The organism is Streptococcus macedonicus ACA-DC 198, from assembly GCA_000283635.1.
Lineage (GTDB): Bacteria > Bacillota > Bacilli > Lactobacillales > Streptococcaceae > Streptococcus > Streptococcus macedonicus.
This window is the reverse complement of sequence record HE613569.1, coordinates 1,786,715-1,813,188: the sequence shown is the minus strand read 5'-3', so window position 1 is coordinate 1,813,188 and position 26,474 is coordinate 1,786,715. Positions and strand designations below refer to the sequence as shown.

Genomic DNA, 26,474 nt, shown 5'->3' with positions numbered 1-26,474 from the left:
ACATGGAAAATATCAATCACCGTAGCTTCAAGCAAGATTGGCAGTCACGCCGACGGGACCTGGTATCATTAATGTTGTATTTGTTAGTTTATGGTGCTGCCTTGATAACATTTGTCGGAATTGCTTTAACGGTCGGATACATTCTGGTCAAAGGCTTGCCCAATTTAAACATGAGTTTGTTTGATTGGACTTACAATAGTGAGAATGTATCGTTGTTACCAGCATTAATCAATACGGTTTTTATGACCATTTTGGCATTAAGTGTTGCCGTACCTATTGGTATAGGGGCCTCTATTTACTTGGTAGAATATGCGCGTCGTGATAACCCTTTTGTTAGTGTTATCCGGATTGCAACTGAAACGCTCTCTGGGATTCCCTCCATTATCTATGGACTGTTTGGCGCTCTTTTCTTTGTTAAGTTCGCTCACATGGGACTTTCCTTGCTGTCAGGAGCTGTTACACTTAGTATCATGATTTTGCCACTAATTATGCGAACAACAGAAGAAGCTTTGCTTTCAGTACCAGACTTCTATCGTGAAGGGGCTTTTGCACTTGGGGCGGGTAAACTTAGGACAATTTTTAAAATTGTCCTTCCTAGCGCCATGCCAGGAATTTTTTCAGGAATTATTTTAGCGATTGGGCGAATTGTGGGAGAATCAGCCGCCTTGATTTTTACAGCAGGTACGGTTGCTGAAGTGGCGAAAAGTATTTTCAGTTCGTCACGGACTTTGGCTGTACATATGTATGCTATCTCAGGAGAGGGACTTTATGTCAATCAAACCTATGCTACAGCAGTGGTTCTCTTAGTATTAGTTATTGTCATTAATCTAGTGTCAGGTTTGATTGCTAGACGATTAGGAAGTAAAACAAGCGATGAATAAAATAGAAATTAAAAATTTGGATCTCTACTACGGAGACTTCAAAGCTTTAAAAAACATTAATCTGGAAATTGCCAGCAATGAAATTACAGCTTTCATTGGTCCATCAGGATGTGGAAAATCGACCTTGCTGAAAAGTCTTAACCGAATGAATGACTTGGTGAAAAATTGCCGTATTACCGGAGAGGTCACATTAGATAAAGAAAATGTTTACCGCGATTTAGATATCAATGTCCTTCGTAAAAAAGTAGGTATGGTTTTCCAAAAACCCAATCCATTTCCGATGAGCATCTATGACAACATTGCCTTTGGACCTAGAACTCACGGTATTCACAATAAAGTTCAATTGGATGAAATTGTGGAGCGTTCCTTAAAACAAGCCGCTATATGGGATGAAGTCAAAGATCGCCTCAATAAATCTGCTCTTGGTATGTCTGGTGGTCAACAGCAACGGCTTTGTATTGCTAGAGCTTTGGCCATTGAACCTGAAGTTCTCCTCATGGATGAACCAACAAGTGCCTTAGATCCGATTTCAACAGCAAAAATTGAAGATTTGGTTATTGAACTCAAGAAAAAATATACTATCGTCATGGTGACCCACAACATGCAACAAGCTGTGCGGATTTCCGACAAGACAGCCTTCTTCTTATTGGGCGAAATTGTTGAGTACAATAAAACAAGCCAACTATTTTCAATGCCACAAGACGAACGCACAGAAAATTATATAACAGGGAGATTCGGATGATACGCTCAGCCTTTGAAAATCAACTGCATGCACTCAATACCAATTTAATTTTGATGGGGTCGTTATGTGAGGAAATTATTTCAAAATCCTTAATGCCCATCAGTGAAAATGATCAGCATCTGATTAATGATGTTGGCAAAACTTATCAAAAAATTGAGCAGATGGAAAGAGATATTGAATCACAATGTCTTAAGTTACTGCTTCGTCAACAGCCAGTTGCCAAGGATTTGCGACGTATTTCAGCTGCTTTGAAAATGGTTTATGATATGAAGCGTATTGGTGCTCAATCTGCTGAAATTGTTGATATTATTGGTGATGGTCATGTTCATGAAGGAGCTGAGTTTCGTCATCTCAAGCAAATGGTCAAACACGTTGTTCATATGGTAACAGATAGTGTGGATGCCTTTGTCCATGATGATGAGACTTTAGCTTTAAAAGTTATCCAAAAAGATGTCACAGTGGATAAAGAATTTGATACAATAAAGGCAAGTTTAATTGCCCATATTGCTGAACTTGGAAATGATGGTGAATATACTATTGATGTTTTGATGATTGCCAAATATTTGGAAAGAATTGGTGACCATACCGTCAATGTCGCTAAGTGGGTAATTTTTTCAATCACTGGTGAACTGAATGGAGAAGAAACATGATTTACTGCGTTGAAGATGATGATGATATTCGAGAACTGATGCTTTATACTTTACGAACAGCAGGATTTGAGGCTCAGGGGTTTCCTGACTCCGTTCTATTTTGGACAGCCATGGAAGAAGAGCAACCTAAGCTTATACTGTTAGATATCATGTTGCCTGTAGATGATGGACTGACCATTTTAAAATCCTTACGATCAATTGGCATGACAAAAGATATTCCAGTAATCATGACAACTGCGAAAGGAACAGAATTTGATAAGGTCAAAGGATTAGATTTGGGTGCCGATGATTATTTGGTTAAGCCGTTTGGTATGATGGAAATGATTTCTCGCATCAAAGCAGTTCTCAGACGTACATCCAATCAGGAACAGGAAACTCATTTGACAATAAAAAACCTCTCTTTGGATGCAAAGAATTACACGGTTAGAAATAATGGACAAAAAATCGAATTAACTTTGAAAGAATTTGATCTGCTATCTTTATTGATGTTAAATCCTGGCCGTGTTTTTACGCGGCAAGAACTTTTGGATAAAGTTTGGGGAGAACACTTTATCGGAGAAACACGGACAGTTGATGTTCATATTGGAACCCTTCGCATGAAGCTTGGAGATGCTAGTCATCTGATTAAGACAGTTCGTGGTGTTGGTTATCGTTTGGAGGTAACAGATGGTTAAGAAAATCTTTCGTTCAACTTTTTTTGCCACGCTAGGCGTTCTTCTTGTAACTTTATTTATGGTTGTTGGCTTGCTTTATGGCTACTTTACTCAAGTACAAAAGGAACAGTTGCAGACAGAAACAGCCTTAGCTGCTCAAGGGGTTTCTCTGGAAGGCCAAGACTATTTTAATGAGCTCAAGATGTCAAATGTCAGAATCACTTGGGTTGATAATCAAGGAAAAGTTCTCTATGATAATGAGTCTGATGCACAGATCATGGACAATCATGCTAATAGAGAAGAAATCAAAGAAGCTTTGAAAGATGGTTATGGTGAGAGTGTTCGATACTCGAAAACCTTAACTACTCAGTCACTTTATTCTGCTCAGCGCTTGGATAATGGAACCGTTATTCGCTTATCTGTTACTAGACACAGTATTTTAGTGCTTTTGTTTCGGATGTTCCAGCCTTTTTTCCTTATTCTTGTATTGGCCTTCTTACTCTCTCTGTGGCTTTCACACTCTATTGCTAAGAGTATTGTGTTACCATTGAATCGACTGGATCTTGACCATCCGCTTGAAAATGATGCCTATGAAGAAATTTCACCCCTTCTAAGACGGATTGCCAGACATCAAAAGGAGGTCACTGAGCGAGAAGTTTTGTTAGAACAACGTCAATCAGAATTTGATACCATTATTTCTAAAATTAAAGAAGGCATGATTTTGTTAGACAATAACTGTCGTATCATCAGTATTAACCAAGCAGCACAGGATATTTTGCAGACTGATCAAACTTGTTTGGGTAAAGATATATTGCAAATTCTCCGTAACCTGTCACTAAATAATTGGCTAGAAAAAGGTCTTCAGGGGCGCAAACAAGAAGGGATTTTGCAATTAGATGACGCGCATTACAAAGTTATGGTGCGTCCTATTCAGTCTGAGGATAAGGTGACTGGTTTAGCAATTCTTTTCTTTGATGTTACAGATCAGCTTCAGGCAGAGCAGCTGCGCCGCGAATTTACGGCAAACGTTTCTCATGAACTGAAAACGCCGTTACATTTGATTTCTGGATATTCTGAAATGCTGGCTAGTGATGTTGTTGCGCAAAAAGATGTTCCACAATTCGCTGAGAAAATCCACAGTGAGTCTCAACGTATGATCCAGTTGGTAGAAGATATTATTAAACTGTCACATCTTGATGAGTCAGAAGAGTTAGCTATGGAACCCGTCAATCTCTATCAGATATCAGAGGAAGTTTTAGATAGTCTATCTGCTAAGGCAAATGAACGTCATATCAACTTGCATTTATTAGGGGAACCAGCTTATATTACTGGTAACTATGCCCTTATTCATTCTTTGATTTATAATCTTTGTGATAATGCTATCATCTATAACCGTGATAAGGGGGATGTGACTGTCAATGTCACCTCGAATGAGGACGATATTGTTCTGACAGTACAGGATACTGGAGTTGGTATCGCTAAAGATGAGCAGGAACGCATTTTTGAGCGTTTCTATCGAGTTGATAAGAGTCGCTCGAAGAAGTTGGGTGGCACTGGTTTGGGGCTCTCCATTGTTAAGCACGCAGTCAATCAACATCATGCTGATATTAAGGTGGAAAGTCAGCTGGGATTAGGAACTAAAATGACTGTGACCTTTTATAAGTAACCCTCTTTGAAAATTAAACTCAGACGTTTGTGACTTGATTTGAGGTGTGAAAATCTTCAACGGAAGTTTTTAGCTTATTATTCCAAATTATAAAATAACGGAGTTCTATCTGAATCTACGTCACCTAGTCTAATTTTGATTTTCGTTGAGTATAAAAACACAAAAACCTCCTCTTGTTCATAAGATATAGAGGAGGTTTTTGTATGAGATGATATTCTTTGATTTTTCAAAGTAAGCAGGGTTCTTATTAAAATTTGGAAACCTATGTGATAGATTAGAAAGGATTTTTTCTTCTGAGAATGATAGGAGGATGCTTATGTGTCAAAGACCCACGTTATTCTCTATAGGAATTTCCAAATTTGATTTGTCTAAATCAACTGTCAAAATATAATTGCTATTGTCACGGATAGTGTGCTCAAAGTCTGTTGTGTAGAGAAGCACACGGAGAGTGTCGCCTTTTTCCAATTTGTAGATACTTGGTTGAAGGGTGAAATCAAAGGTCATCCACTCATTTGCAGGAATATCTTCGATTGTTAACAAATCTGTACGATTTTGAAGATTTAGAACACCTTTTGTGATGACACGTTCTTTGGCTTTGGTAAATGGCAATTCTTTGAGAGCTTCACGTGAGAAATTGCATCCATTATCAATAGCGTATAAATCAAGTACAGAAGGAACATCTTTAAAACGTTTCTTTTCGCCATAGTCTAGGACTTGGGCAGACAGAATTCCTTTATTTTCACTAGATTTGACGGTTAGGTGTAAAGTGATTTGCCCATTGATATGGTAATCGTTTTTAATCGGTAAATCGAGGCAAATGGCATTTGCTTTTCCAGTAAATAACTCACTCTTGAAAGTTCTGAAATTCTTGCTATAACGTTCAAATTCAGCTTTGGCGTAATGATTGTCAATGATTTTTTGGTCTGTACCGAGGGCTAAAGTTGCTTGATTGCTACTGCCAAATTCAGCTAAGCTTGTCCAAGCTTGTTCTTGGCTATTATCTTGCCAGATAAGTGTTGGCAAAACGAAATGATTATCTTGTCCAAGCATTTTTTCAGAAAGTAAAGTGTTCATGCTTTCACGGAAATCAATGGATTGCCAGTTGTGCATGTAGACATGCTCACCGTGGTGAAGAAAAGCGTGTTTTTCGACAGTATCTGGAAGGGCATTGAAAATATTGAAAATATGACGTGGTTTGACATTCCAGTCTTGGAGTCCATGAGTGAATACGCAGGTTGCTTTAACCTTGTCAGCGTGTGGCAGATAATTACGGTCATGCCAAAATTGATTGTAATCACCAGAAGCACGGTCGAGTTGTGCAGATTGCTCATCAAGGAATTCTTGGTAATGTGCATTATTACGAAGATAATCGCCAGGCAGCAAATTACGTGAATAAGTCAATTCAGTCAGCACATCAAGGTCCTCACCAGGATAGCCCCCAGGGCTGCAAACCAACCCATTTTCACGATAATAATCATACCAAGATGAAATAGCTGATTCAGCGATGATAACTTTCAGCCCCTCAACACCTGTCGTTGCTAGAGCAGTTGACATAGTTCCAAGATAAGATTTTCCAGTGGTACAAACCAGTCCACTCGCCCAATCAGCAACAACTTTTTGATCACGACAATGGCTAGAAAAGGCGATTGATTTTCCATTTAACCAATCAATGACTGCTTTAAAACTTTCCACTTGCGCATAATCTCCGCTGGTCATAAAACCGTCAGAGCCTGCAGTTCCAACCCCAGAAACGTAGATATTTGCGAAACCACGTGCAAGGAAATAATCATTGAGCGTGTAGGGGTCAATAAAATTGAAACGTTCTTCACTTTCTCCGATAGGAAGGTCAACATCAGGAGCAGCTAACGGTTCAAAGTCACGTGTTTCAACGTTGATTGTTCGTGCTGGTTTTACAGCTAAATCACCTTCCATTTTGTAAAGTTTTTTATCGTTAGCAACGACATTTGTTCCTTGGTGATAAGGACTAGCTGTCATCATGGTTGGCAATTGGTGGCTTGTTTTAGGGCGAATAATATTGACCTTAATCAAATCGAGTTGTCCGTCTTGGTCAGTATCAAGCGGTGATTGCACATAAACAACTTCACGAATCAAATCAGTTGTATCAAACGTTGCTAGTGATTTGCCATTGAAAAAATGATAATTATTATCTACTGGAATAAGTCCCTTACTAATTAAATCATCAAGCAAGGTCATACCGGATTTTTGGCGACTAACTAGCAAATGATAAAGCGCCTCAAGGATGTGTCCTTTTTGATAATTAATCGGAAAGGCAATTTTTTCTAAAAAGTCAGTTGTATTTGTAAAATCAACATGCGGAATAAATCCGAGAAGTTGTAGTGAAATAGTGTAAAAAATATCCGCTGTCAATGGACGTTCAGAATTAAAAAATGTTAATAAATCTGTCTCAAAATCAGCAATTAATTGATGAAGTGGGTAGTCCGTATCTTTGTAATTAAAGAAAATCTTACGGCAGAAATTTTCAAGAGCTTTTTTATCAGCTTGTTGGTGGGTAATATCAAATCCCAAGGCTTGCAACTCTTGCTCTGCAATAGCGATAGGTCTTGGAATGAAAGAAAATTGATTATATTTCATGAAACTTTCCCTTCTAAAAAGTAAACGTTTTAATTTTACAGATAACCTTTACATTATCTATTATACTTGATAAAATGTTAGTTGTCTAAACTATATTTTTTTCGGAGGAAACAAAAAAAACATGGATGTTACATGGACTGTGAAATACATCACAGAATTTATCGGGACAGCCTTACTTATCATTCTTGGTAATGGTGCTGTTGCCAATGTTGAACTTAAAGGTACAAAAGGAAATAACTCTGGTTGGGTTATCATCGCACTTGGTTATGGTTTTGGTGTTATGATTCCTGCGCTTATGTTTGGTAACGTTTCAGGTAACCACATCAATCCAGCCTTCACACTTGCACTTGCAGTTTCAGGTTTGTTTGACTGGTCACACGTTCCACAATACATCATTGCTCAATTACTTGGTGCAATGTTTGGTCAATTGCTTGTCGTTATGACACACAAACCATACTACCTTAAAACTGAAAATCCAAATGCTATCCTTGGTTCATTCTCAACTATCTCAGCTGTTGACGATGGTACAAAAGAAAGCCACAAAGTTGCTTGGATTAATGGTTTCTTGAATGAGTTCGTAGGTTCATTCGTACTTTTCTTCGGTGCTATGGCACTTACTAAAAACTACTTCGGTGCTGAATTAGTTGCAAAATTGACTGACTACGGTTATGACGCTACTACAGCAGCAAACCAAATTGCACCTTACACAACAGGTTCACTTGCTGTTGCTCACTTGGGACTTGGTTTCCTTGTAATGACACTTGTTGCATCACTTGGTGGTCCTACTGGTCCTGGTCTTAACCCTGCACGTGACCTTGGTCCACGTATCGTCCATGCTTTGCTTCCTAAATCAGTTCTTGGTGAACACAAAGGCGATTCTAAATGGTGGTATTCATGGGTACCAGTTATCGCTCCAATTCTTGCAGGTATCGCAGCAGTAGCCTTATTCAAACTATTGTACCTATAAGAATGAGACATATAGGAGACCTTCGGGTTTCCTTTTTTTATTTTTGATTGGTGCTAATAAAGGCTCTATAATTTCTGTAGTGGGTAAATCCCCCACAGAGATTATGGAGCTTTTTCAGTGTATCAAAAAAGCCCCATAAGACTTATAATGAAAAGCGACTAAACCATCATTAGGAACACCTTATGGAACAACTTAAGAATACCACAGAACTCATCGGATTAAAAGACAAAAATATTAAAATCAAGACGGTTTTTAAGGCTGATACCCACATCACGATTGAGGCTAGCCTAGACTATCAGCCTCCACTCTGCCCTCACTGCAAAAGTCAGATGAGCAAGTATGACTTTCAACGAGCCTCTACCATCCCAATCCTTGACGTCCAAGGCATACCAACGGTCCTCAAACTCAAGAAGCGACGCTTTCAATGTAAGGGCTGTCGTCGTGTGACGGTTTCTGAGACTAGCTTAGTCAAGAAACATTGCCAAATCTCAAAGCCTGTCCGCCAGAAAATCACACAATACCATACCGAAAAGTTAACTAATACTGCCATCGCTAAGAGACTCCACCTTTCAGTATCTCTTGTCCAACGTCAGCTGGAAGCTTTCACCTTCAAGGAAGACTTTACTCGTCTTCCTGAGGTTCTATCAGTAGATGAATTTTCTCGAAACAAGGGACAACTAGCTTTCATTGCTCAAGATTTTGAAACCAGAAAAATTGTCACTCTCCTTGAAAACAACCGACAAACCACCATCAAAAACTACTTTTATCGCTATCCTAGAGCTGTTCGTGAGGCGGTTAAAGTCGTTGCTGTGGACATGTCTGGGTCTTATATTCCAATCCTGAAACAGCTATTTCCTAAAGCCAAAATCGTGCTCGACCGCTTCCATATTGTCCAACACCTTGGCAGAGCTATGATGAGCACTCGAATTACCATCATGAAGAGCTTTGATAAAAAGTCTCTCCCTTATCGAGCTATGAAAAATCACTGGAAAATACTCCAGAAAGACAGTCGCAAACTTTCTGATAAACGCTTTTATTTACGAACCTTTAGCCAAACCTTGACTCCGAAAGAAATTGTTAAGAAGATTCTAGATTTATCGGACGAATTCCGTTATTACTATGAGCTGTATCAACTCTTATTATTCCATTTTCAAGAGAAGAATACCGACCATTTTATGGCGCTGATTGACGACAACCTTCCCTTTGTCAATCCTGTATTTACCACTGTCTTTAAGACCTTCAAGAAATACAAATCCTACATTGCAAACGCCCTGGAGCTCCCTTATTCTAACGCTAAGCTAGAAGCCACTAACAAACTCATCAAGGACATTAAGCGTCAAGCTTTCGGCTTTCGAAACTTCAAAAACTTTAAAACTAAAATTCTCATCGCTTTGAACATCAAAATAGAGAGAACCAATCTGATTCTCTCTAGATGTTAGTGATAAGTCACCCACTACAGTTGACAATGAGCCCTAATAAAATATCTAATCAATTCGTGCATGAGAAACTCTGTTAGCTAAAGTTTTTCATCACTATTCTTATGTTTTTGATATGCTCTTCACCAATTTTATCCCTAAATCTCTTGAACTTTGTAAATTATCACTGTATAAATAAAGAAGTTGGGTACTTTTTATACAAAAATTTCTTAAAAACGCATAATTTCTTGTCAAACTAAATAATTTTTTCTAAAATAGAAAAGATCTAGTCCTTATTTTGTAGGAACTGTATTGAAAATTTAATAAAAGAAACATTATGAGGAGACAGTTATGACTTTATTTGACGAAGTTACGTTTAGGCATCCCGTTTTGCGAATCAATAATCGTGACCACAACATTGAGTTTTATAAAAAATTAGGTTTTAAATTAGTTAACGAAGAAAATGCAATTGCTGAGTTTTCAACCAAACAAAAAAATGCTTGTTTTGTTATTGAAGAATCACCAGCGCCTGATACACATGCTGTTGAGGGAATAAAAAAAGTTAATAAGATTGTTGTTAAAATTCCGAATGCCGATGAAGTGACAGCTATCTTAGGAAATGGTATTGCTGTTGAGCGTCTCTTTAAAGGTAAAAATGGGTATGCCTTTGAAACGTTATCACCAGAAGGTGACCTTTTTCTTTTACATTCTGAAGATGATATTCAACAATTAACTGAAATCGATAGTGTCAATTTCCCTAAAAATGATGAGTTAAAAGAAGTTTCTGACTTTAGCTTCGAAAGTATGACACTTAACGTAGCTGATGAAGCAGCTGCGCGTGCTTTTTACAATGATGTCTTTGAAGGACAATTTCCGCTTGATATCCAATTTGTGCAAGCGCAAGGTGCAGATTTAGCCGTTGACCCGCTTGAAACTTGGGATGTGGAAATTTTAGAATGTCAAGTTCCTGACAATTATGATTTGAAAGCTTTGGCTAGCTTTTTAGAAAATAAAGGGCAAACTGTTTATTTGGATAAAAAAGCGAGTGTCTTAGTACTTTCTGACCCTAGCAATATTGAAATTTGGTTTAGCAAATGACAAACTTGTTAGAAATTATTAATAACCAGATCAATCGCAATATTTATCATGGAGCTAGTTTAGCTCTTTTTAAAGACGGTCAATGGTCAGAATATTATATTGGTACGATTGACGGTGTCACTCCTGTAAAATCTGGTTTGATTTATGATTTAGCGTCTGTTTCCAAAGTAGTTGGCGTTGGAACAGTTATTATTTCTCTTTTATATCAAGGAAATTTAGAGTTGGATACGCCTTTGGTGCGGTATTATCCTGATTTTCACGAGTCATCTGTAACCTTACGACAACTTTTGACACATAGTAGTGGGATAAATCCTTTTATCCCTAATCGTGATAATCTGAATGCAGCCGAGTTGAAAGAAGCCATTAATCACATTACTGTGGAGGGCAAGAAAGAGTTTCTTTACACAGACATCAATTTTATTTTGCTTGGCTTTATGCTAGAAGAGATTTATGGCAAGTCACTCGATGTGATTTTTAAAGATGAAGTCTTTCAGCCTTTTGGCATGAGAAATACTGGTTTTGGTCCAGTAAAAAATGCGGTGCCTACGGTTGCTGGCATTGGTGACGGGCTTGTTCATGACCCAAAAGCCAAGGTTCTTGGTGTTCATTCGGGTTCAGCAGGGTTATTTTCAAACCTGCAGGATTTAGAAAAGTTTTGTCAGCATTACCTAACAGATGATTTTGCGAGTGATATTTGGCAAAATTTCAGTCAAGTGAATAAAGAACGTTCGCTGGCATGGAATAAAGAGGACGATTGGCTTGACCATACTGGTTACACAGGCACTTATGTGACAATCAATCGTAAGGAGCAAAAAGCTGCTATTTTTCTGACTAATCGTACATATGCTTATGATGATAGACCTCTGTGGATTGAGGAACGTCAGAGAATTTCACAATGGATTCAGCAGAATTATTAAAAAACAGACATTTCTTTGAAAACGTTTTGTTTTTTCTCAGCCTTTTAGCCCGAAAGTGTTATAATGATGGTGATAAAGGAAAAGGAGGAACAAGATTATGGCAAATGTACTAACTGTTGTTTTTGATGTTGAAAGCGAAGCCTATCAAGTTTTTTCAGAACTAAAATCATTCAAGCAGGATAATGATACGCAAATTGCACAGATTGCATTGGTGAAAAATGAAGATGGTAAAATCGCTATCAAAGATTCTATTGACTTTGATGATACTAGTCGTGATTATGCAACTGTTGGCGGTATTATTGGTGGTCTGTTGGGCATTTTGAGCGGTCCTATCGGTGTTATTATTGGTTATGGTATCGGTAGTCTTGCGGGTGCAGCAAGTGGAAGCATGACTGATGCGAGTGACAATAGCTTGATTGAAGAAGTGACAACAAAATTGCTTGATGGTGATGTTGCCGTTATTGCTCTAGTTCACGAAGAAGATGAAAGTATTTTAAACCATGCCTTTGCTCCTTATAAAACGAATATTATGCGGTGGGATGCCCTTGCTCTCGCACGTGAAGTTGAGCTTGCAGGACAAGTTCAAGATGAATTGTACGATAAAGTTCAAGAAGATTTGAACGAACGTCGTCTAAATCGTCTCAAAGAACAAGGAAATGACATCGCAGATGCTATTAAAGCAACTTTCCAACGCCTAAGAGGAAAAGAATAACTTTAAAAGGTTTGTAAAAGCTGGTCTATCAGTGTATTAGAACCTATTCAGTGGTGATTACTTAAATAGTTTAAAATATTGTTTGAGGTTTGGAAATCTAGCTTGCAAAGCAAGTGTTAAAAAATGCCTAATCAATTGCGCATGGGAAATTCTAAGTTGAAAAGTTGGCAATTTCTGTTATTAGATTTCTTGACAGCGACTTTTAACAGTTGATTTCCAGATTGTTGAAGTCCAAACCATTGCATTTTGCTTATTACAGCTATATAAAAAGCGAGGCTGAGCACTTTTGTCTCAGCCTCGCTTTTGTTATGTCAAATTGCAAATCACCCCAATATAATGAATCTAAGCCAGTAAGCCGTTAAAGAGTTTTATAATGATTTTTCCATGCTAATATGCATGATACCAGCTTCTTCAAATTCTTCGCCGAAGCAAGCAAAGCCAAGCTTGTTGTAGAAACCTTTTGCTGTTAATTGCGCGTGTAATACCATGCGTTTAAAGCCTTGTTTTTGACAGAATTGAATCACATCCTCTAAGAGAAGTTTTCCAAGATTTTGTCCTTGATAGGCTGGTAGTACCGCCATACGTTGTAGTGTCGCTTCACTATGGTCTTTATTTGGCAAAATACGGCAGGTAGCGGCAACTTGACCTTTCTCATCATAAAGGACAAAGTGAAGGCAATAAGCCTCATTCTCGTCGATTTCAAGCGACATCGGCACGCCTTGTCCCTTCACAAAGACTAATTGTCGGATTCTGACAGCATCTAAATAAGTATCTGATAATGTATTTCGTGTCTGTTTGATTTTCATAGCTATATTTTAAAAGCAAGAAAAGACCTTGTCAACTGACAAAGTCTTTTCTTCTATTCTTATTTTCCAGCAACGACTTCAGCAGCGTCGTCCATTGAAAGGATTTCGTGGAAGACACGTTGTGTCAATTCAGTTTTTTGTTCTTTTGTAAGATATTTAGTGTTGACACAGTAACCAGAGATACGAACGATAACATCTTCACCACTCATAATCTTGTCATAGACATCTTTAAGGTCCATAACGTTCAAGTTAACGTGTTGTCCACCGTTTTCGAAGTAACCATCAAGGATAGTTACCAAGTTATCAACTTGTTCATCGAATGTCTTACCAAGAGCACGTGGAGAAACTTGAGTTGTAAGTGAGATACCATCTGCAGCGTATGAGAAGTCAAGGCTTGCAAGTGAGTTAAGGTTTTGCAACCAACCACCACGAGCTTTGTTAGATGGATTAGCACCTGGAGAGAAGAATTCAAGTTTAGAAAGATTCACAGTGCCATCTTCGTTAAGGTAAACACCTTTGTGGACTGGAGAGTTACCAGTTTGTTTAGAATAAGCAACGTTTGAAGTGATTGTAAGAAGTGATACAGTAGCTTCTGCATCCTTATAGAGTTTGTGGCTACGAAGACGAGTAGTGTATGCTTCTACCAACCATTTTGCCAATTCGTTTGAACGAGGGTCATCTTCACCCCAACGTGGGTAATCACCAGTTGTTTCGTAATCGTAGATGTAACCATTTTCATCACGGATTGGTTTAACAGTAGCGTACTTGATTGCTGACAAGGTATCAACAGTATTTGCAAAACCACAGATACCGAATCCCATGTTAGCACGTTGTTTTGTTGGTAAGAATGCCATTTGGACAGCTTCGTAGTTGTACTTATCAGTCATGTAGTGAATGATGTTAAGGGCATCTACGTAAGTTGAAGTCAACCAATCAAGTGATTTTTCAAAGTTAGCTTTGACAGTTTCAAAGTTAAGAACTTCGTCACGGACAGGGTCAATATCAAAAACTTTGTAGTCTTTGTGAACATCGTCGTAACCACCGTTCAAACCAGTAAGAAGAGCTTTAAGGACGTTTACACGAGCACCAAAGTATTGTATGTTATGACGTTGTTCTTCATTTTCTGGGTCAAGTGGTGATACACAACATGAGATACATGACATTTCACCATAGCCGTCTTTAGTCATTGTTGTTACACCTTCGTATTGGATTGAAGAGTGTTTGTGTGACATTTTCATACAGTAGCGACGGAATGAATATGGCAATTTGTCAGTCCAGAGAACTGTCAAGTTTGGTTCTGGAGCATTACCAATATTATCAAGTGTGTTCAAGAAACGGTAGTCCATTTTAGTAACACGGTGACGTCCGTCAGCACCCATACCAGCCATAGAAGTTGTGATGAATGTTGGGTCACCTGAGTAAAGTTCGTCGTAAGCTTTTGTACGTGCGAATTTTACAGTACGAAGTTTCAAGACAAAATCATCAACGAATTCTTGGATTTCTGATTCTGTAAATGTGCCACGAGCAAGGTCACGTTCTGCAAAGATATCAAGAACAATTGGCACACGTCCAAGAGAAGTTGCAGCACCATTGATAACACGACAAACAGCCATAAATGCGATATTTACCCATTGGATAGCTTCTTTAACGTTCATCGCTGGTTTGCGAACATCAACACCGTAAAGGTCACCAAGTTTGACAACTTCACCAAGTGCTTGGTATTGCAAGTTAACTTCTTCACGAAGACGAATTGATTCTTCATCAATTTCAGTAATTGCATTCCAGTCGTTGGCTTTTTCTTTCATCAAGTAGTCAGCACCGTAAAGAGCAAGACGAGCATAAACACCGATGATACGTCCACGAGAGTAAGCATCCGGAAGTCCAGTTACAGTGTGTGCGTGACGTGCACGACGGATATTTGATGTATAAGCACGGAAGATACCGTCATTTACTGTAGTTACGTGTTTTGTAAAAATTTCGTGAACAGCTGGGTCGGGCTCATAGCCATGTTCCTTGAGAGCTGTTTCTGCCATACGAATTCCGCCTTTTGGCATGAAATTCAGTTTGAATAACTCATCATTTTGAATACCGTAGATTAGTTCGTCGTCTTTTGAAATATAGCCGGCAGGAATATCTGCGATTGATGTTGGACGAGTATCCATTGGGAAACGAGTTTCTTCGTAGTGAGCTTTAGTTTCTTCAATGATTTTTTTCACTTTAAGTGAACGTTTTGTAGCAGGAGCTAAGAAGCTTTCATCACCATCATAAGGTGTGTAGTTAGCTTGTACGAAACGAGAAACGCTGGCTTTTTCTTTCCAGTCAGTACCTTTAAAGCCTTCCCAGGCTTTTTCAAAAACATCTGTATTAGTTTTAACAGTCGCCATAATGAGATTTCCCCTTAAATTCTAGTAACAGACCATCTGTTACATTTACAAGTATAGTTTATCACAAAGGAAGCGTTTTCCAAATCGGAAAACTCGCAAAAAACGATAATATTTTCTAGTACAGTTTCATAAAAAATACTTAACTGTACTAGAAATTTGTAAGTTTGGTTGAAAACCATGAAAATTGTTATAATAGATTCAGAAACAATCAGAAAGGACAGGCTTATGTTGATTTTTCCTTTAATTAATGACACTTCTCGAAAAATTATTCATATTGATATGGATGCCTTTTTTGCGTCAGTAGAAGAGCGGGATAATCCAGACTTGAAAGGTAAGCCTGTCATTATCGGTTCTGATCCACGAAAAACAGGTGGACGTGGTGTTGTTTCAACTTGTAATTATGAAGCCAGAAAATTTGGTGTTCATTCAGCCATGTCCTCAAAAGAAGCTTATGAGCGTTGTCCGCAAGCCGTTTTTATCTCAGGTAATTATCAAAAATACCGAAAAGTCGGTATGCAGATTCGTGAGATTTTTAAGCGTTATACGGATTTGGTTGAACCCATGTCCATTGATGAAGCTTATTTAGATGTCACTGAAAATAAACTCGGGATCAAATCAGCTATTAAAATTGCCAAAATGATTCAATATGATATTTGGCAAGAAGTTCATTTAACCTGCTCGGCAGGTGTCTCTTATAACAAATTTTTAGCTAAACTCGCTTCGGATTTTGAAAAACCGAAAGGATTAACTTTAATTTTACCAGAAGATGCCCAAGATTTTCTAGAAAAACTTCCTATTGAGAAATTTTACGGTGTCGGAAAACGGTCTGTTGAAAAATTGCATCAACTGGGTGTTTTCACGGGAGCAGATTTGTTGGAAATGCCTGAAATGACCTTGATCGATCTTTTTGGTCGCTTTGGCTATGATTTGTACCGTAAGGCGCGTGGCATTTCAAATTCGCCAGTCAAGTCTAACCGCATTCGCAAATCAATTGGAAGTGAGCGAACTTATGGTAAGTTATTATATGAAGAAGATGATGTCAAATCGGAAATTTCAAAGAATGCCCAGCGAGTGGTTGACACGCTTCAACGTAATCATAAAGTTGGTCGGACAATTGTCTTAAAAGTGCGTTATTCGGATTTTTCAACCTTAACCAAACGAATAACCCTTGATGATGTCACTAATGATTTTAAAGTGATTGACCAAGTTGCTAAAACGATTTACGATAGCTTAGACGAGTCAAAATTGGGTGTTCGCTTGTTGGGGGTGACTGTCACAGGTTTAGAGGATAATATTCAACCTTTGAATTTATTTGATAATTAAAATACTGCCTTAGTAAGTTGCTGAGACGGTATTGATTTTTTATAGATTATAATACTTATTCAGCTTCAGTGACAGCCTCGTCATTTTCCTCTTCGTCTTTATCTAATAATTGCCCTGCTTTTGCATAGACATAGCCATAAAGAGCTAGGAAAATAACTGGGAGAAGGAAAGTTGTAACTGATAATGTGCTACCTAAAACGACTGCAAGAATAATGCCCGCTACATTATAGACAACTGTGTAAACCAAACCAAGGCGGTAAGGTGTCAAGCTTGGAGCATCTTCTTTGATTTTAGGTAAATTTTTGAACGCTAAGAAGGCAATGGCAATATTTGCAATCAAAGCAACAATCATGATAATAACGTTCCAGATATTTGTAGCTGCCACGATTGTTTGGTAAGTATCGGCATCATAAGTACTTTTAATGGTGTCAAGATTATTAAGTAACGTGAAATAGCTGATAATAGTAAAGATTTTTGCAAGGACTGAAAGAACATTTACCCATGCAATAAAGAGCGTCCAAGAACACAATGATTGACGAATTTTTTCATAAGAAACCATATCAAACCTCCCAAAACAATGGTTATACTAATGTGATAGTACAAATATTATAACACAAAATTTCGCTCTGTAAATAGCTTTTTATCAATACTTAGTATTTTGATAAAGCTTGTCGTTTCAAGGAATTGGACTGTTTTAAATATCAAAATATTTTAAGTATAGAAGCTTTGAAACACTTGTATCACATTCTGAGTTATAAATAACCCCATGATTTTGAGCATCATGGGATGGCTGTTATTTCTTAAAAAATTGTTCAATGTCGGCTTGGGTAATGCCAATCATTGGGTTGATAAATGCCAAGTTTTCTTCTGTCAAGCGATAGATTTTTGGTTCTTGCTCTGTTTGTGTTTGCTCATTTTCGGCAATATCTAGTGTCAGTTGGATGTTTTCTTCTTTAGAAATATTTGTTTGGGGAGAAGTTGGAGAGGTGATTTTCTCAGCTTCATTATCTGTTTTAGGTGATGTTTGTTGAGAAATTTCAGTTTGTAAATCAATACTTTCTTCTTGAGCGGAGCTTGTAAAGCGTTGAACAAGATAGGTGTTGCGCTTAGCGCCTTCGTTTTTTATGGCGTAATCAAAGGCGGCAATTTCCCCTAACATCACTAATTTACTCTTAGAGCGGGTGATAGCTGTGTAAATGAGGTTACGTTGTAAGAGTCTGTGACTTTGGCGAGTGATCGGCAAAATGACAACCTGAAATTCGCTACCTTGTGATTTGTGGATTGATATAGCGTAAGCAAGGGTAATTTTATGCCATTCATTACGAGGGTAAATAACTTCAGTGCCGTCAAAAGACATGTAAAGCTCGTCTTGTTTGGATTCGGTATATTTAGCAGGAATAAGGTCTGTAATATAGCCGATATCACCATTGAAAACATTGAGTTCAGCATCGTTGATGAGGTGGAGAATTTTGTCATCCTTACGGAAATTCATCTCACCAAAGGCAAACGAGAGTTGATCTTTAAGCGGGTTAAGTAAATCCTGAATAATGGTATTAAGTCGATTAATCCCAGCTGCGCCACGGTACATTGGGGCAAGAATTTGTATTTCTTGTGGGTCAATGCCACTCTTAACAGCTGCGCTGACAATTTTAGGAATTATTTCTGGGATATATTGTGCACTTGCTTCAAAATAAGAACGGTCAGCTTTCTTTTGTGTGAAGTCAGCTGGTAATTTTCCAAGTCTCATCTGATTAGCAAGTGTAACAATGGTTGAATCTTCCGATTGTCTAAAGATTTTAGTCAATGCTAGTTGAGGAAGAGCTTCAATTTTTAATAAATCAGCTAATACTTGCCCAGGACCGACAGACGGCAATTGGTCACTATCTCCAACGATGATGACTTGAGTATTGGACGAAATGGAACTAAAGAGTTGATTGGCAAGCCAAGTATCAACCATTGAAAATTCATCAATGATAATCAAGTCACAGTCGAGATAGTCATCAATAGCTTGGTAGTCGTTATCACCATTTAACCCCAAATGGCGGTGAATAGTCGCACTTGGCAAGCCTGTTAATTCATTCATACGGCGGGCAGCACGTCCTGTTGGCGCTGCTAAGATGATAGGAATATCTTTTTTCTCAAGATCAATTTGATGAAGGTCTGCGTAGGCAGCAATCAAACCGTTGATAACAGTCGTTTTTCCCGTGCCAGGACCACCAGTCAAAATAAACACCTTGCTCTTGAGCGCTTCTTTGATAGCATGTTTTTGCACATCATCGTAAGAAATGCCGAAAGCTTCCTCAACGTCAGCGATTTCTTCTTGCAAGTCAACATCTGAAAAGTTTTGGTTGAGTGGCGTATCAAGGATACGTGTCAGGTGTTTTTTGATACCTGATTCAGCATAGAAAAGAGTATTGTCAAAAATTTTGGTACCGACATTTTGTACCTTATCTTCAGCGATAAGCGTTGATAATTCTTTGGCAACGGCTGCGGGGTCTAACTCAATTTGTCTAGCTTCTTCAAGGGTGGTAATGGCATTTTCAAGCAAATCACGCGCTTCGACGTAAGTATCTCCTCGCTCAATAGAAGTTTCAAAAAGACTGTGCACGAGAGCGGCACGAAAACGTTGAGGGGCATCTGCTTCGATTCCTAATTGTTCAGCGAGTTGGTCAGCGATTTTAAACCCAATCCCTTGAATGTCTTCGACCAATTGATAAGGATTTTCTTGGATAATATCAAGACTGTCTTCCTTGTATTGATTAAAAATTTCAAAGGCAACACGATTAGTTAAGCCATACTCTGCCAACTTGGCTAAAATGAGCTCTGTACCATAATTAAGCTTGAGTTTGGTTAAAAAGTTGTCTTTATTTTCCTTAGAAAGCCCAGAAATACTGTCTAATTTACTAGGGTCTTCTAGGATTTTATCAATGGTATTGTCGCCGTAAAGCTGCACAATTTTTTCAGCAGTTTTTTTACCAATTCCTTTGAAATGGTCGCTTGAAAAATATTTAATAAGACCAGAAGAAGTTGGTTTGCTGCGCTCGTAACGTGTGACTCTGAGCTGTTCGCCATATTTTGGGTGTTGCGTTAATTCACCCCAAAACGTATAATTTTCTCCCTCGATAATATCGGCAATTGTTCCAGTAACAATGATTTCAAAATCATCAAAGTCTGAATCGGTATCCTCAATTTCGAGCAATAAAATTTTAAAGAAATTACTGGCATTTTCAAAAATAATACGGTCAATTGTGCCAGAAAAGAAGTATTCCATAACGTGTCCTTACTTGATTACTATAATGGTTTTATTATATCATTGCTAATCAGATAAACAAACCTTTAATCTGTGGGGGTGAAGAAAAGTCTGGAACAAAGAGTCCAGACTTATTTATTAATTAATAGAGCCGATTTTTGAGAGTGGCCAGAAGCGGAATTTGACTTCACCGATGATGTCTGATTTAGAGAAAGTCCCCACTTCACGACTATCTTTTGAAACGATACGGTCGTCTCCGAGGAGATAATATTGTCCTTTTGGAACTTTGACTGTAAACTCGGTATTGCCATCACTATCAGTTGTGAAAGCATCTGAGCTTTCAGCTAACTCTTGGAATAAGGTATTGTACGAATAAGTATCTTGCAGTTGGTCGTCCTCAAAGGCTTTTTTATATTCGTCTAAGTAGTCCTCATCAACTTTTTTGCTATTAACGTAGAGGACATCATTTTTATAAGTAATGGTATCGCCTGGCATACCAATCACGCGTTTAACAATTTCTTTTGTCTTACCGTCCTCGGTTTCTTTAGCAACTACAATGTCAAAACGGTCAATAGATGTGGTTGATAGGACAATAAGACGCTCACCGTCAGCTAACGTTGGATCCATTGAATGACCGTCAACTTTTACAGGTTGCCAAATAAAGGCACGACTAAGTATAAGAATAAGAAAGAAAAGGATTAGTGGTCCCCATTCTTTAATAAAGTGTTTCATAAATCTTCCTCTACTTTTATTTTTTTAATAATGCTTGCGCTTTTTGGGTATTTGCAAAATGAAGCTTGGCAGTATGTTCTAAGCCAGATATGCCATAGGCTGCTAAAATTTGACTCGCGACTTTATCGGACTGGCTACCAGCACCGCTTGGGAGTTTGTATTGCACCTCTTGGCTAAGTTTATCGAGATTTTCTAAGAAAAGGTTTCGAGCGATGATTGAACTGACGGCAACTGCCAAATATTTTCCTTCGGCTTTTTCTTCGAGTGTCAGCGGATTAGCAAATTGATTGGCTTCATTTTTAAGGTATTTTTGATAATTTTTCCGACTGGTAAAAGCATCGATAACAATTTTTTCAGGCTTGACACCGTCTTGGAGAAGCAGATAAATAGCTTGATTGTGAAGGGCTACTTTGACAGAGACCGCGTTGTGCATTTTTCCTTTACCGACGACTTGGTTGTATTTTTGTGGGGACAATAGCAGAGCTTTATGCTTGATATTGTTTTCTAAGACTGGGGCGATTTGACGAATTTTGCTGTCTGTTAAGTTCTTGGAATCATCTACTCCAAGCTTTTTAAGCAGGGCATGGTCATCAGGGGTCACAAAACTAGCAACAACAGCCAGTCCACCAAAATAAGACCCATTACCAACCTCATCTGAGCCGATAAGGGGGATATTCTGACCACTAACGGTGTCACTTGTGGAATGGTTAGCTGATTGATAGCCAAATTGTTCAGCGATAGTTTCCGCATTTGCGCCCTGAAAGACGACTTTGCCAGACGTGTAAACAAGAACCGTAACACCCTTTACTTTTGCCGCAAAAGTGACATAGGGGTTGTTATTGTTGACTTGCTGGCTAGTCAGTGCCTTTATCAGATTTTGCAAATCATCTTTACCCATTTTCATAACAATGGTATTCATGATTTTATTTTATCATAAAAACGCTCTAAGAGGGCAAAACAGCTGGTAGAAAGTGAGATTTTTCCGTGCTTACATTTTACGAAATGCTTATTTTAAGGTATAATGTCAAAGAGGTGACTATATGAAAAGTAAAAATCGTTATAAATTCGTCTTTGGTGACAAAACACTTACATTGACAACGGATAAGGATAATCTCTTTATGGAAGAGGTTGAGCGTGTAGCCAAAGAAAAATATAACACTATCAAGGAAAAATTACCGCAAGCTGATAATGAAACGATTGCTATTTTGATGGCTATCAATTCGCTTTCTACTCAGCTTAGTCGTGAGATTGAACTTGAAAAGATGGAAAAAGAATTGACGGCTCTTCGTTCTGAAGCGATTGTAGATATTAAGGAGAAAGCCAGCAAGTCTGATTCCGATGAGGATTAATTATGTTATCAATTCTTCTTGTATTGATTTTAATCTGGCATTTTTATATCGGTTATTCACGTGGGATTATTTTGCAAACCTACTATTTTATAGCAAGTATTGTCTCATTTGTGATTGCTAGCCAGTTTTATCAAACATTAGCTGAAAAAATAACGCTATGGATTCCCTATTCTAATGCTAGTCAGGGAGCAACGGTGAATTTTTTCACGGACGTTAATATTTTTGATTTAGACCAAGTTTATTATGCAGGAGTAGCTTTTACAGCCATTTATGTGGTGGTTTATTTGCTTTTTCGTTTCATCGGTATTTTGGTGCATTTGGCGCCAATCAATTACTTTGATAATGTTAAAATGAATTGTGTCAGTGGTGTTTTAGCGATTTTAGTCACACTGATATTTTTCAATCTTGTATTTACAATATTAGCGACTGTTCCTATGACGACGGTGCAAAATATTTTATCAGGCAGCTTTCTTGTGCGCGTGATTGTCGATGATTTGCCACCTTTATCGAATATTATAAAAGCGTTATGGGTAACAGCAATTCTAGGATAATAAAGGAGTCTGGGGTAAATCACCTCAGACTTGTTCAATATATAATAAAAGCATCAGCGTGCCTAGAAAGCACGAGAAAAGTTAGGTTTTTGGTATAATAAAGATATGAACAACAGAATTTTAGAACAGTTAGAATTTGATAAAGTCAAGCAACTTTTTGCTGGCTATTTACAGACTGAGCAAGGCCAAGACGAGTTACGTAAACTTGAGCCAATGACTGATCCTGACCGCATTTCACGTTCTTTTGATGAAATATCGGACATGGAACAGATTTTCATTGAACACCATTCTTTTGGAATGGGCAGTTTGCGTGACATTTCTGAAAGTATGCGTCGCTTGGAATTGGATGCTGACGTTAATATCTCAGAAATTATCGACATCAAGAAAGTCTTGCAATTATCAGCTGAAATCAAGCATTTTTATAATGATTTGGAAAATGTAGAGTTGTCTGCATTAAATACTCTTTTTGAGAAGATTGAATTGTTGCCAAGTCTGCAAGGTAGCTTACAAGCGATTAACGACGGCGGTTTCATTGAAAATTTTGCAAGTTCAGAATTGGACCGTATTCGTCGCCAAATCAATCATGACGAAGGTAGAGTTCGTCAAATTTTGCAGGATATTTTGAAAAAACAAGCTGATCATTTGACAGAGACTCTGATTGCTAGTCGTAATGGTCGTGCGGTTTTACCTGTGAAAAATAGCTACCGCAACCGTATTTCAGGGGTTGTGCATGATATTTCGGCATCAGGAAGTACGGTTTATATTGAACCGCGCGCAGTAGTGCAACTTAATGAAGAAATCACGCAATTGCGAGCAGATGAACGTCACGAAATGGCACGTATTTTACGTGAATTGTCAAATATGCTTCGCCCACATACTAATATTATTCGTAACAATGCGTGGGTTTTAGGGCATTTGGATTTTGTTCGTGCTAAGTTCCTCTTCATGCAGGAAAACAACGCAATCGTGCCACAATTATCAGCAGATAAAACCGTGCAACTATTACAAACTCGCCACCCGCTTTTGATCGATCCAGTCGCCAATGACCTTCATTTTCTTAACGAATTGACCGTTATTGTCATTACAGGACCAAATACTGGTGGTAAGACAGTCATGTTGAAAACATTGGGCTTAGCGCAGCTTATGGCACAATCAGGTTTGCCAATCTTGGCTGACAAAGGTAGTAAAGTCGCCGTATTTAATGAAATTTTTGCAGATATTGGCGATGAGCAATCTATCGAACAAAGTTTGTCAACATTTTCAAGTCATATGACAAATATTGTTGAGATTTTGGCAGCGGCGGATAAAGATAGTCTTGTCTTGGTCGATGAATTGGGAGCAGGAACTGACCCACAAGAAGGTGCCAGTCTTGCGATTGCCATTCTTGAACACCTTCGCCTCATGGAAATTAAAACCATGGCAACGACACATTATCCAGAATTGAAAGCTTACGGTATTGAGACAGAATTTGTGGAAAATGCCAGCATGGAATTTGATACAGAGACGTTAAGTCCAACTTATCATTTTATGCAAGGTGTACCAGGGCGCTCCAATGCCTTTGAAATTGCTCGTCGTCTTGGTTTAGCAGAGATTATTGTCAATGAAGCAGAGCGTTTGACGGACTCTGATACGGATGTTAACCGCATCATCGAGCGTTTGGAAGAACAAACCCATGAAAGTCGTAAACGACTTGACCATATCAAAGAAGTGGAACAAGATAACCTCAAATTCAATCGTGCGGTCAAGAAACTTTACAACGAATTTTCACATGCCAAGGACAAAGAACTTGAAAAAGCTAGCGCCAAAGCGCAAGAAATTGTAGATAAAGCCATAGCAGAGAGTGAAGAAATTCTCAAAAATCTTCATGATAGAGCAAGCCTTAAACCGCATGAAGTTATTGAAGCCAAAAGTCAGCTGAAAAAATTGGCGCCTGAAGTTGATTTGTCGAAAAATAAAGTCCTCAAGAAAGCTAAAAAATTGCGCGCACCGCGAGTGGGTGATGACATTGTCGTCACAGCTTACGGACAACGCGGAACATTGGTTAACCAAGGGAAAAACGGAAAATGGGAAGTACAAGTTGGTCTTATTAAAATGACACTTAAAGAGGACGAATTTACCCTTGTTAAAGTTCAAGAGGAAGCCCAAAAGCCGAAGAAAAAACAAGTCAATGTGGTCAAGAAAAGCAAAAAATCAGCTGGTCCACGTGCCCGTCTTGATCTTCGTGGTAAACGCTATGAAGAAGCCATGCAAGAATTGGATGAATTTATCGACCAAGCCTTGCTAAATAACATGGCACAAGTCGATATTATTCACGGTATCGGAACAGGTGTTATCCGTGAAGGTGTCACAAAATACCTTCGTCGCAACAAACACGTCAAATCATTTGGCTACGCCCCACAAAACGCAGGTGGCAGCGGCTGCACTATTGCAAATTTAGAGTGAAGATAGAAAAGCTCTTCCTGAAATATGACTCATTGTCAACTGTAGTGGGTGACTTATAGCTAAGCACGAGAGGAGACGAAATGCGTCTTCTCTTTTTGCATGTTTAAAGCGATAAAGATACGTTTTTTAAAGTTGTCAAAGTTCCTGAATCCAAAGGCATTACGCTTGATGTCTTTGATGAGTTTGTTGGTTGCCTCCAGTTTGGCGTTAGAATAAGGAAGCTCAATAGCGTTTATGACGTGTTGCTTGTGGTGAAGGATAGTTCTCAGAGCTGTTTTAAAGGTTTGATTGAGATGTGGTAAGGCTTCTTCAATCAAGTCAAAGAAGTAGTCAGCGTTTTTCTCTTGCAGGTGGAACAGTAGGAGCTGGTAGAGGTCATAATACCCTTTCAACTCAGGGACAAGGTGGAATATCTCGGTCAAACATTCTTTTGGTGTGAGCGTTTCTCCAAAAGTCCTTGAACGAAAGCTGTTTAGAGAGAGTTTACGACTGTCTTTCAGCACGGATTTCCAGTAGTATTTGAGGGCACGATATTCTAAAGATTTCTTGTCGAACTGTTTCATAAGTTGAATACGTGTGTGATTAAGAGCACGGCTCATGTGTTGAACAATGTGGAAACGGTCAATAACAATCTTAGCTTTGGGAAAGAGCTTAGGAATCATCGGGATGTAGCTGCCAGACATATCAACGGTAACGACTTTCACGCTGTTCCTAGCCTCTTTAGAATACCTGAAGAAATGATTGCGAATGGTTGTTTGTGTCCGATTCTCAAGGATGGTGATGATTTTCTTGGTCTCAAAATCCTGTGCAATGAAGGCAAGCTTTCCTTTTTGATACGAAAACTCATCGATGGAGAGGATTTCAGGCAGACGAGAGAAGTCCTCTTTGAAAGTGAATTCCCTGAGTTTTCGGTGTACGGTAGAGGTTGAAATCGCTAAATCCTGAGCAATGTGTGTTAAGGCTTGACGATTGACCAAGGCTTGCGCGACCTTCTGTCTGAGAGGTTCAGAGATTTGACAGTTTTTCTGTACCAAGCTGGTTTCAGAGACGGTTACCTTACGACAATTCTTGCATTGAAAACGCCGTTTCTTGAGCCTAATAAGACTGGGGAAGCCAGCCACCTCAAGAAATGGTATTTTCGATGGCTTTTGGAAGTCATATTTTATCTGTTTTCCCTGACAGTGATTACAGTTTCCAGGAGCGTAGTCCAGTGTAGCTATCATCTCAATGTGTGTCTTGTGTTTCAAAACTTTGTTCAACGTGATATTTTTGTCTTTAATTCCAATCAATTGTGTAGTATGATAGAGTTGTTCCATATGATGC

22 protein-coding genes are annotated in these 26,474 nt (G+C 38.5%); 14 read left to right on the top strand and 8 right to left on the bottom strand.

The features are described from left to right. Positions 1–2 precede the first annotated feature (2 nt). Genes pstA through SMA_RS09040 form a run of 5 tightly spaced genes read left to right on the top strand, consistent with a single transcriptional unit; the run spans position 3 to position 4,592 of the window. Positions 3–881, top strand: coding sequence for a phosphate ABC transporter permease PstA (gene pstA / locus SMA_RS09060; RefSeq protein ID WP_014295268.1), 879 nt, complete (start codon positions 3–5; stop codon positions 879–881). After that, a complete protein-coding gene (gene pstB / locus SMA_RS09055; RefSeq protein ID WP_003066483.1) occupies positions 874–1,623 on the top strand; it encodes a phosphate ABC transporter ATP-binding protein PstB in 750 nt (249 codons plus the stop codon). The genes pstA and pstB overlap by 8 nt, the downstream gene beginning before the upstream one ends. Further along, positions 1,620–2,273: a phosphate signaling complex protein PhoU gene (phoU, locus tag SMA_RS09050; RefSeq protein WP_014295267.1), complete on the top strand. Its 654-nt coding sequence runs from the start codon at positions 1,620–1,622 to the stop codon at positions 2,271–2,273. The genes pstB and phoU overlap by 4 nt, the downstream gene beginning before the upstream one ends. Continuing rightward, on the top strand, positions 2,270–2,947 hold the full coding sequence (locus SMA_RS09045; RefSeq protein ID WP_014295266.1) for a winged helix-turn-helix domain-containing protein: 678 nt from the start codon (positions 2,270–2,272) through the stop codon (positions 2,945–2,947). The genes phoU and SMA_RS09045 overlap by 4 nt, the downstream gene beginning before the upstream one ends. After that, a complete protein-coding gene (locus SMA_RS09040; RefSeq protein WP_014295265.1) occupies positions 2,940–4,592 on the top strand; it encodes an ATP-binding protein in 1,653 nt (550 codons plus the stop codon). Before SMA_RS09045 ends, SMA_RS09040 begins: the two co-directional genes overlap by 8 nt. 321 nt (positions 4,593–4,913) lie before the next feature. Here SMA_RS09040 and SMA_RS09035 read toward each other — a convergent pair whose 3' ends face one another. Then, positions 4,914–7,205, bottom strand: coding sequence for a Xaa-Pro dipeptidyl-peptidase (locus SMA_RS09035; RefSeq protein ID WP_014295264.1), 2,292 nt, complete (start codon positions 7,203–7,205; stop codon positions 4,914–4,916). Positions 7,206–7,326: 121 nt separating this feature from the next. Between SMA_RS09035 and gla the strand changes: the two genes are divergently transcribed. The 5 genes from gla (at position 7,327) to SMA_RS09010 (ending at position 12,314) form a co-directional block, all read left to right on the top strand. Beyond that, on the top strand, positions 7,327–8,172 hold the full coding sequence (gene gla / locus SMA_RS09030) for an aquaglyceroporin Gla (protein WP_014295263.1): 846 nt from the start codon (positions 7,327–7,329) through the stop codon (positions 8,170–8,172). 182 nt (positions 8,173–8,354) lie between these two features. Further along, entirely contained in the window at positions 8,355–9,611 is a 1,257-nt protein-coding gene (locus SMA_RS09025) for an ISL3 family transposase (protein ID WP_014295262.1), read from the top strand. A gap of 327 nt (positions 9,612–9,938) precedes the next feature. Continuing rightward, the gene (locus SMA_RS09020) at positions 9,939–10,685 is read left to right on the top strand and encodes a CppA family protein (RefSeq protein WP_014295261.1); all 747 of its coding nucleotides are present in this window, start codon (positions 9,939–9,941) and stop codon (positions 10,683–10,685) included. Further along, positions 10,682–11,602 (top strand): serine hydrolase domain-containing protein, encoded by a 921-nt coding sequence (locus tag SMA_RS09015; RefSeq protein WP_014295260.1) that lies wholly within the window; start codon positions 10,682–10,684, stop codon positions 11,600–11,602. The genes SMA_RS09020 and SMA_RS09015 overlap by 4 nt, the downstream gene beginning before the upstream one ends. 97 nt (positions 11,603–11,699) lie before the next feature. Next, positions 11,700–12,314 (top strand): DUF1269 domain-containing protein, encoded by a 615-nt coding sequence (locus SMA_RS09010; RefSeq protein ID WP_014295259.1) that lies wholly within the window; start codon positions 11,700–11,702, stop codon positions 12,312–12,314. Between the two features lie 368 nt (positions 12,315–12,682). Here the strand turns inward: SMA_RS09010 and SMA_RS09005 are convergent, their stop codons facing one another. After that, positions 12,683–13,120, bottom strand: coding sequence for a GNAT family N-acetyltransferase (locus tag SMA_RS09005; RefSeq protein ID WP_014295258.1), 438 nt, complete (start codon positions 13,118–13,120; stop codon positions 12,683–12,685). A 59-nt stretch (positions 13,121–13,179) separates the two neighbouring features. After that, positions 13,180–15,504 carry a formate C-acetyltransferase gene (gene pflB, locus SMA_RS09000; RefSeq protein ID WP_014295257.1) on the bottom strand — a complete coding sequence of 775 codons (2,325 nt, stop codon included), beginning with the start codon at positions 15,502–15,504 and terminating at the stop codon, positions 13,180–13,182. Positions 15,505–15,729: 225 nt separating this feature from the next. On the opposite strand from pflB, the gene dinB reads away from it, so the two are divergent. Beyond that, the gene (gene dinB, locus SMA_RS08995; RefSeq protein ID WP_014295256.1) at positions 15,730–16,827 is read left to right on the top strand and encodes a DNA polymerase IV; all 1,098 of its coding nucleotides are present in this window, start codon (positions 15,730–15,732) and stop codon (positions 16,825–16,827) included. 55 nt (positions 16,828–16,882) lie between these two features. Here the strand turns inward: dinB and SMA_RS08990 are convergent, their stop codons facing one another. The 4 genes from SMA_RS08990 to rnhC all read right to left on the bottom strand — a co-directional run bounded on the left by SMA_RS08990 (position 16,883) and on the right by rnhC (position 21,728). Next, the gene (locus SMA_RS08990; protein ID WP_014295255.1) at positions 16,883–17,386 is read right to left on the bottom strand and encodes a hypothetical protein; all 504 of its coding nucleotides are present in this window, start codon (positions 17,384–17,386) and stop codon (positions 16,883–16,885) included. A 234-nt stretch (positions 17,387–17,620) separates the two neighbouring features. Beyond that, entirely contained in the window at positions 17,621–20,098 is a 2,478-nt protein-coding gene (gene recD2, locus SMA_RS08985; protein ID WP_014295254.1) for an SF1B family DNA helicase RecD2, read from the bottom strand. A 117-nt stretch (positions 20,099–20,215) separates the two neighbouring features. Next, positions 20,216–20,809 carry a signal peptidase I gene (gene lepB, locus SMA_RS08980; RefSeq protein ID WP_014295253.1) on the bottom strand — a complete coding sequence of 198 codons (594 nt, stop codon included), beginning with the start codon at positions 20,807–20,809 and terminating at the stop codon, positions 20,216–20,218. Positions 20,810–20,825: 16 nt separating this feature from the next. After that, positions 20,826–21,728, bottom strand: coding sequence for a ribonuclease HIII (gene rnhC, locus SMA_RS08975; RefSeq protein ID WP_014295252.1), 903 nt, complete (start codon positions 21,726–21,728; stop codon positions 20,826–20,828). A gap of 121 nt (positions 21,729–21,849) precedes the next feature. Here rnhC and zapA point away from each other — a divergent pair, with 121 nt between their 5' ends. The 3 genes from zapA (at position 21,850) to SMA_RS08960 (ending at position 25,151) form a co-directional block, all read left to right on the top strand. After that, complete coding sequence (gene zapA / locus SMA_RS08970) at positions 21,850–22,158, top strand: cell division protein ZapA (protein WP_014295251.1); 309 nt, start codon at positions 21,850–21,852, stop codon at positions 22,156–22,158. A 2-nt stretch (positions 22,159–22,160) separates the two neighbouring features. After that, positions 22,161–22,709 (top strand): CvpA family protein, encoded by a 549-nt coding sequence (locus SMA_RS08965; protein WP_014295250.1) that lies wholly within the window; start codon positions 22,161–22,163, stop codon positions 22,707–22,709. Between the two features lie 105 nt (positions 22,710–22,814). Continuing rightward, positions 22,815–25,151 carry an endonuclease MutS2 gene (locus SMA_RS08960; RefSeq protein ID WP_014295249.1) on the top strand — a complete coding sequence of 779 codons (2,337 nt, stop codon included), beginning with the start codon at positions 22,815–22,817 and terminating at the stop codon, positions 25,149–25,151. Between the two features lie 59 nt (positions 25,152–25,210). On the opposite strand, the gene SMA_RS08955 is transcribed toward SMA_RS08960, so the two are convergent. Then, the gene (locus SMA_RS08955) at positions 25,211–26,467 is read right to left on the bottom strand and encodes an ISL3 family transposase (protein WP_014293928.1); all 1,257 of its coding nucleotides are present in this window, start codon (positions 26,465–26,467) and stop codon (positions 25,211–25,213) included. Positions 26,468–26,474 lie beyond the last annotated feature (7 nt).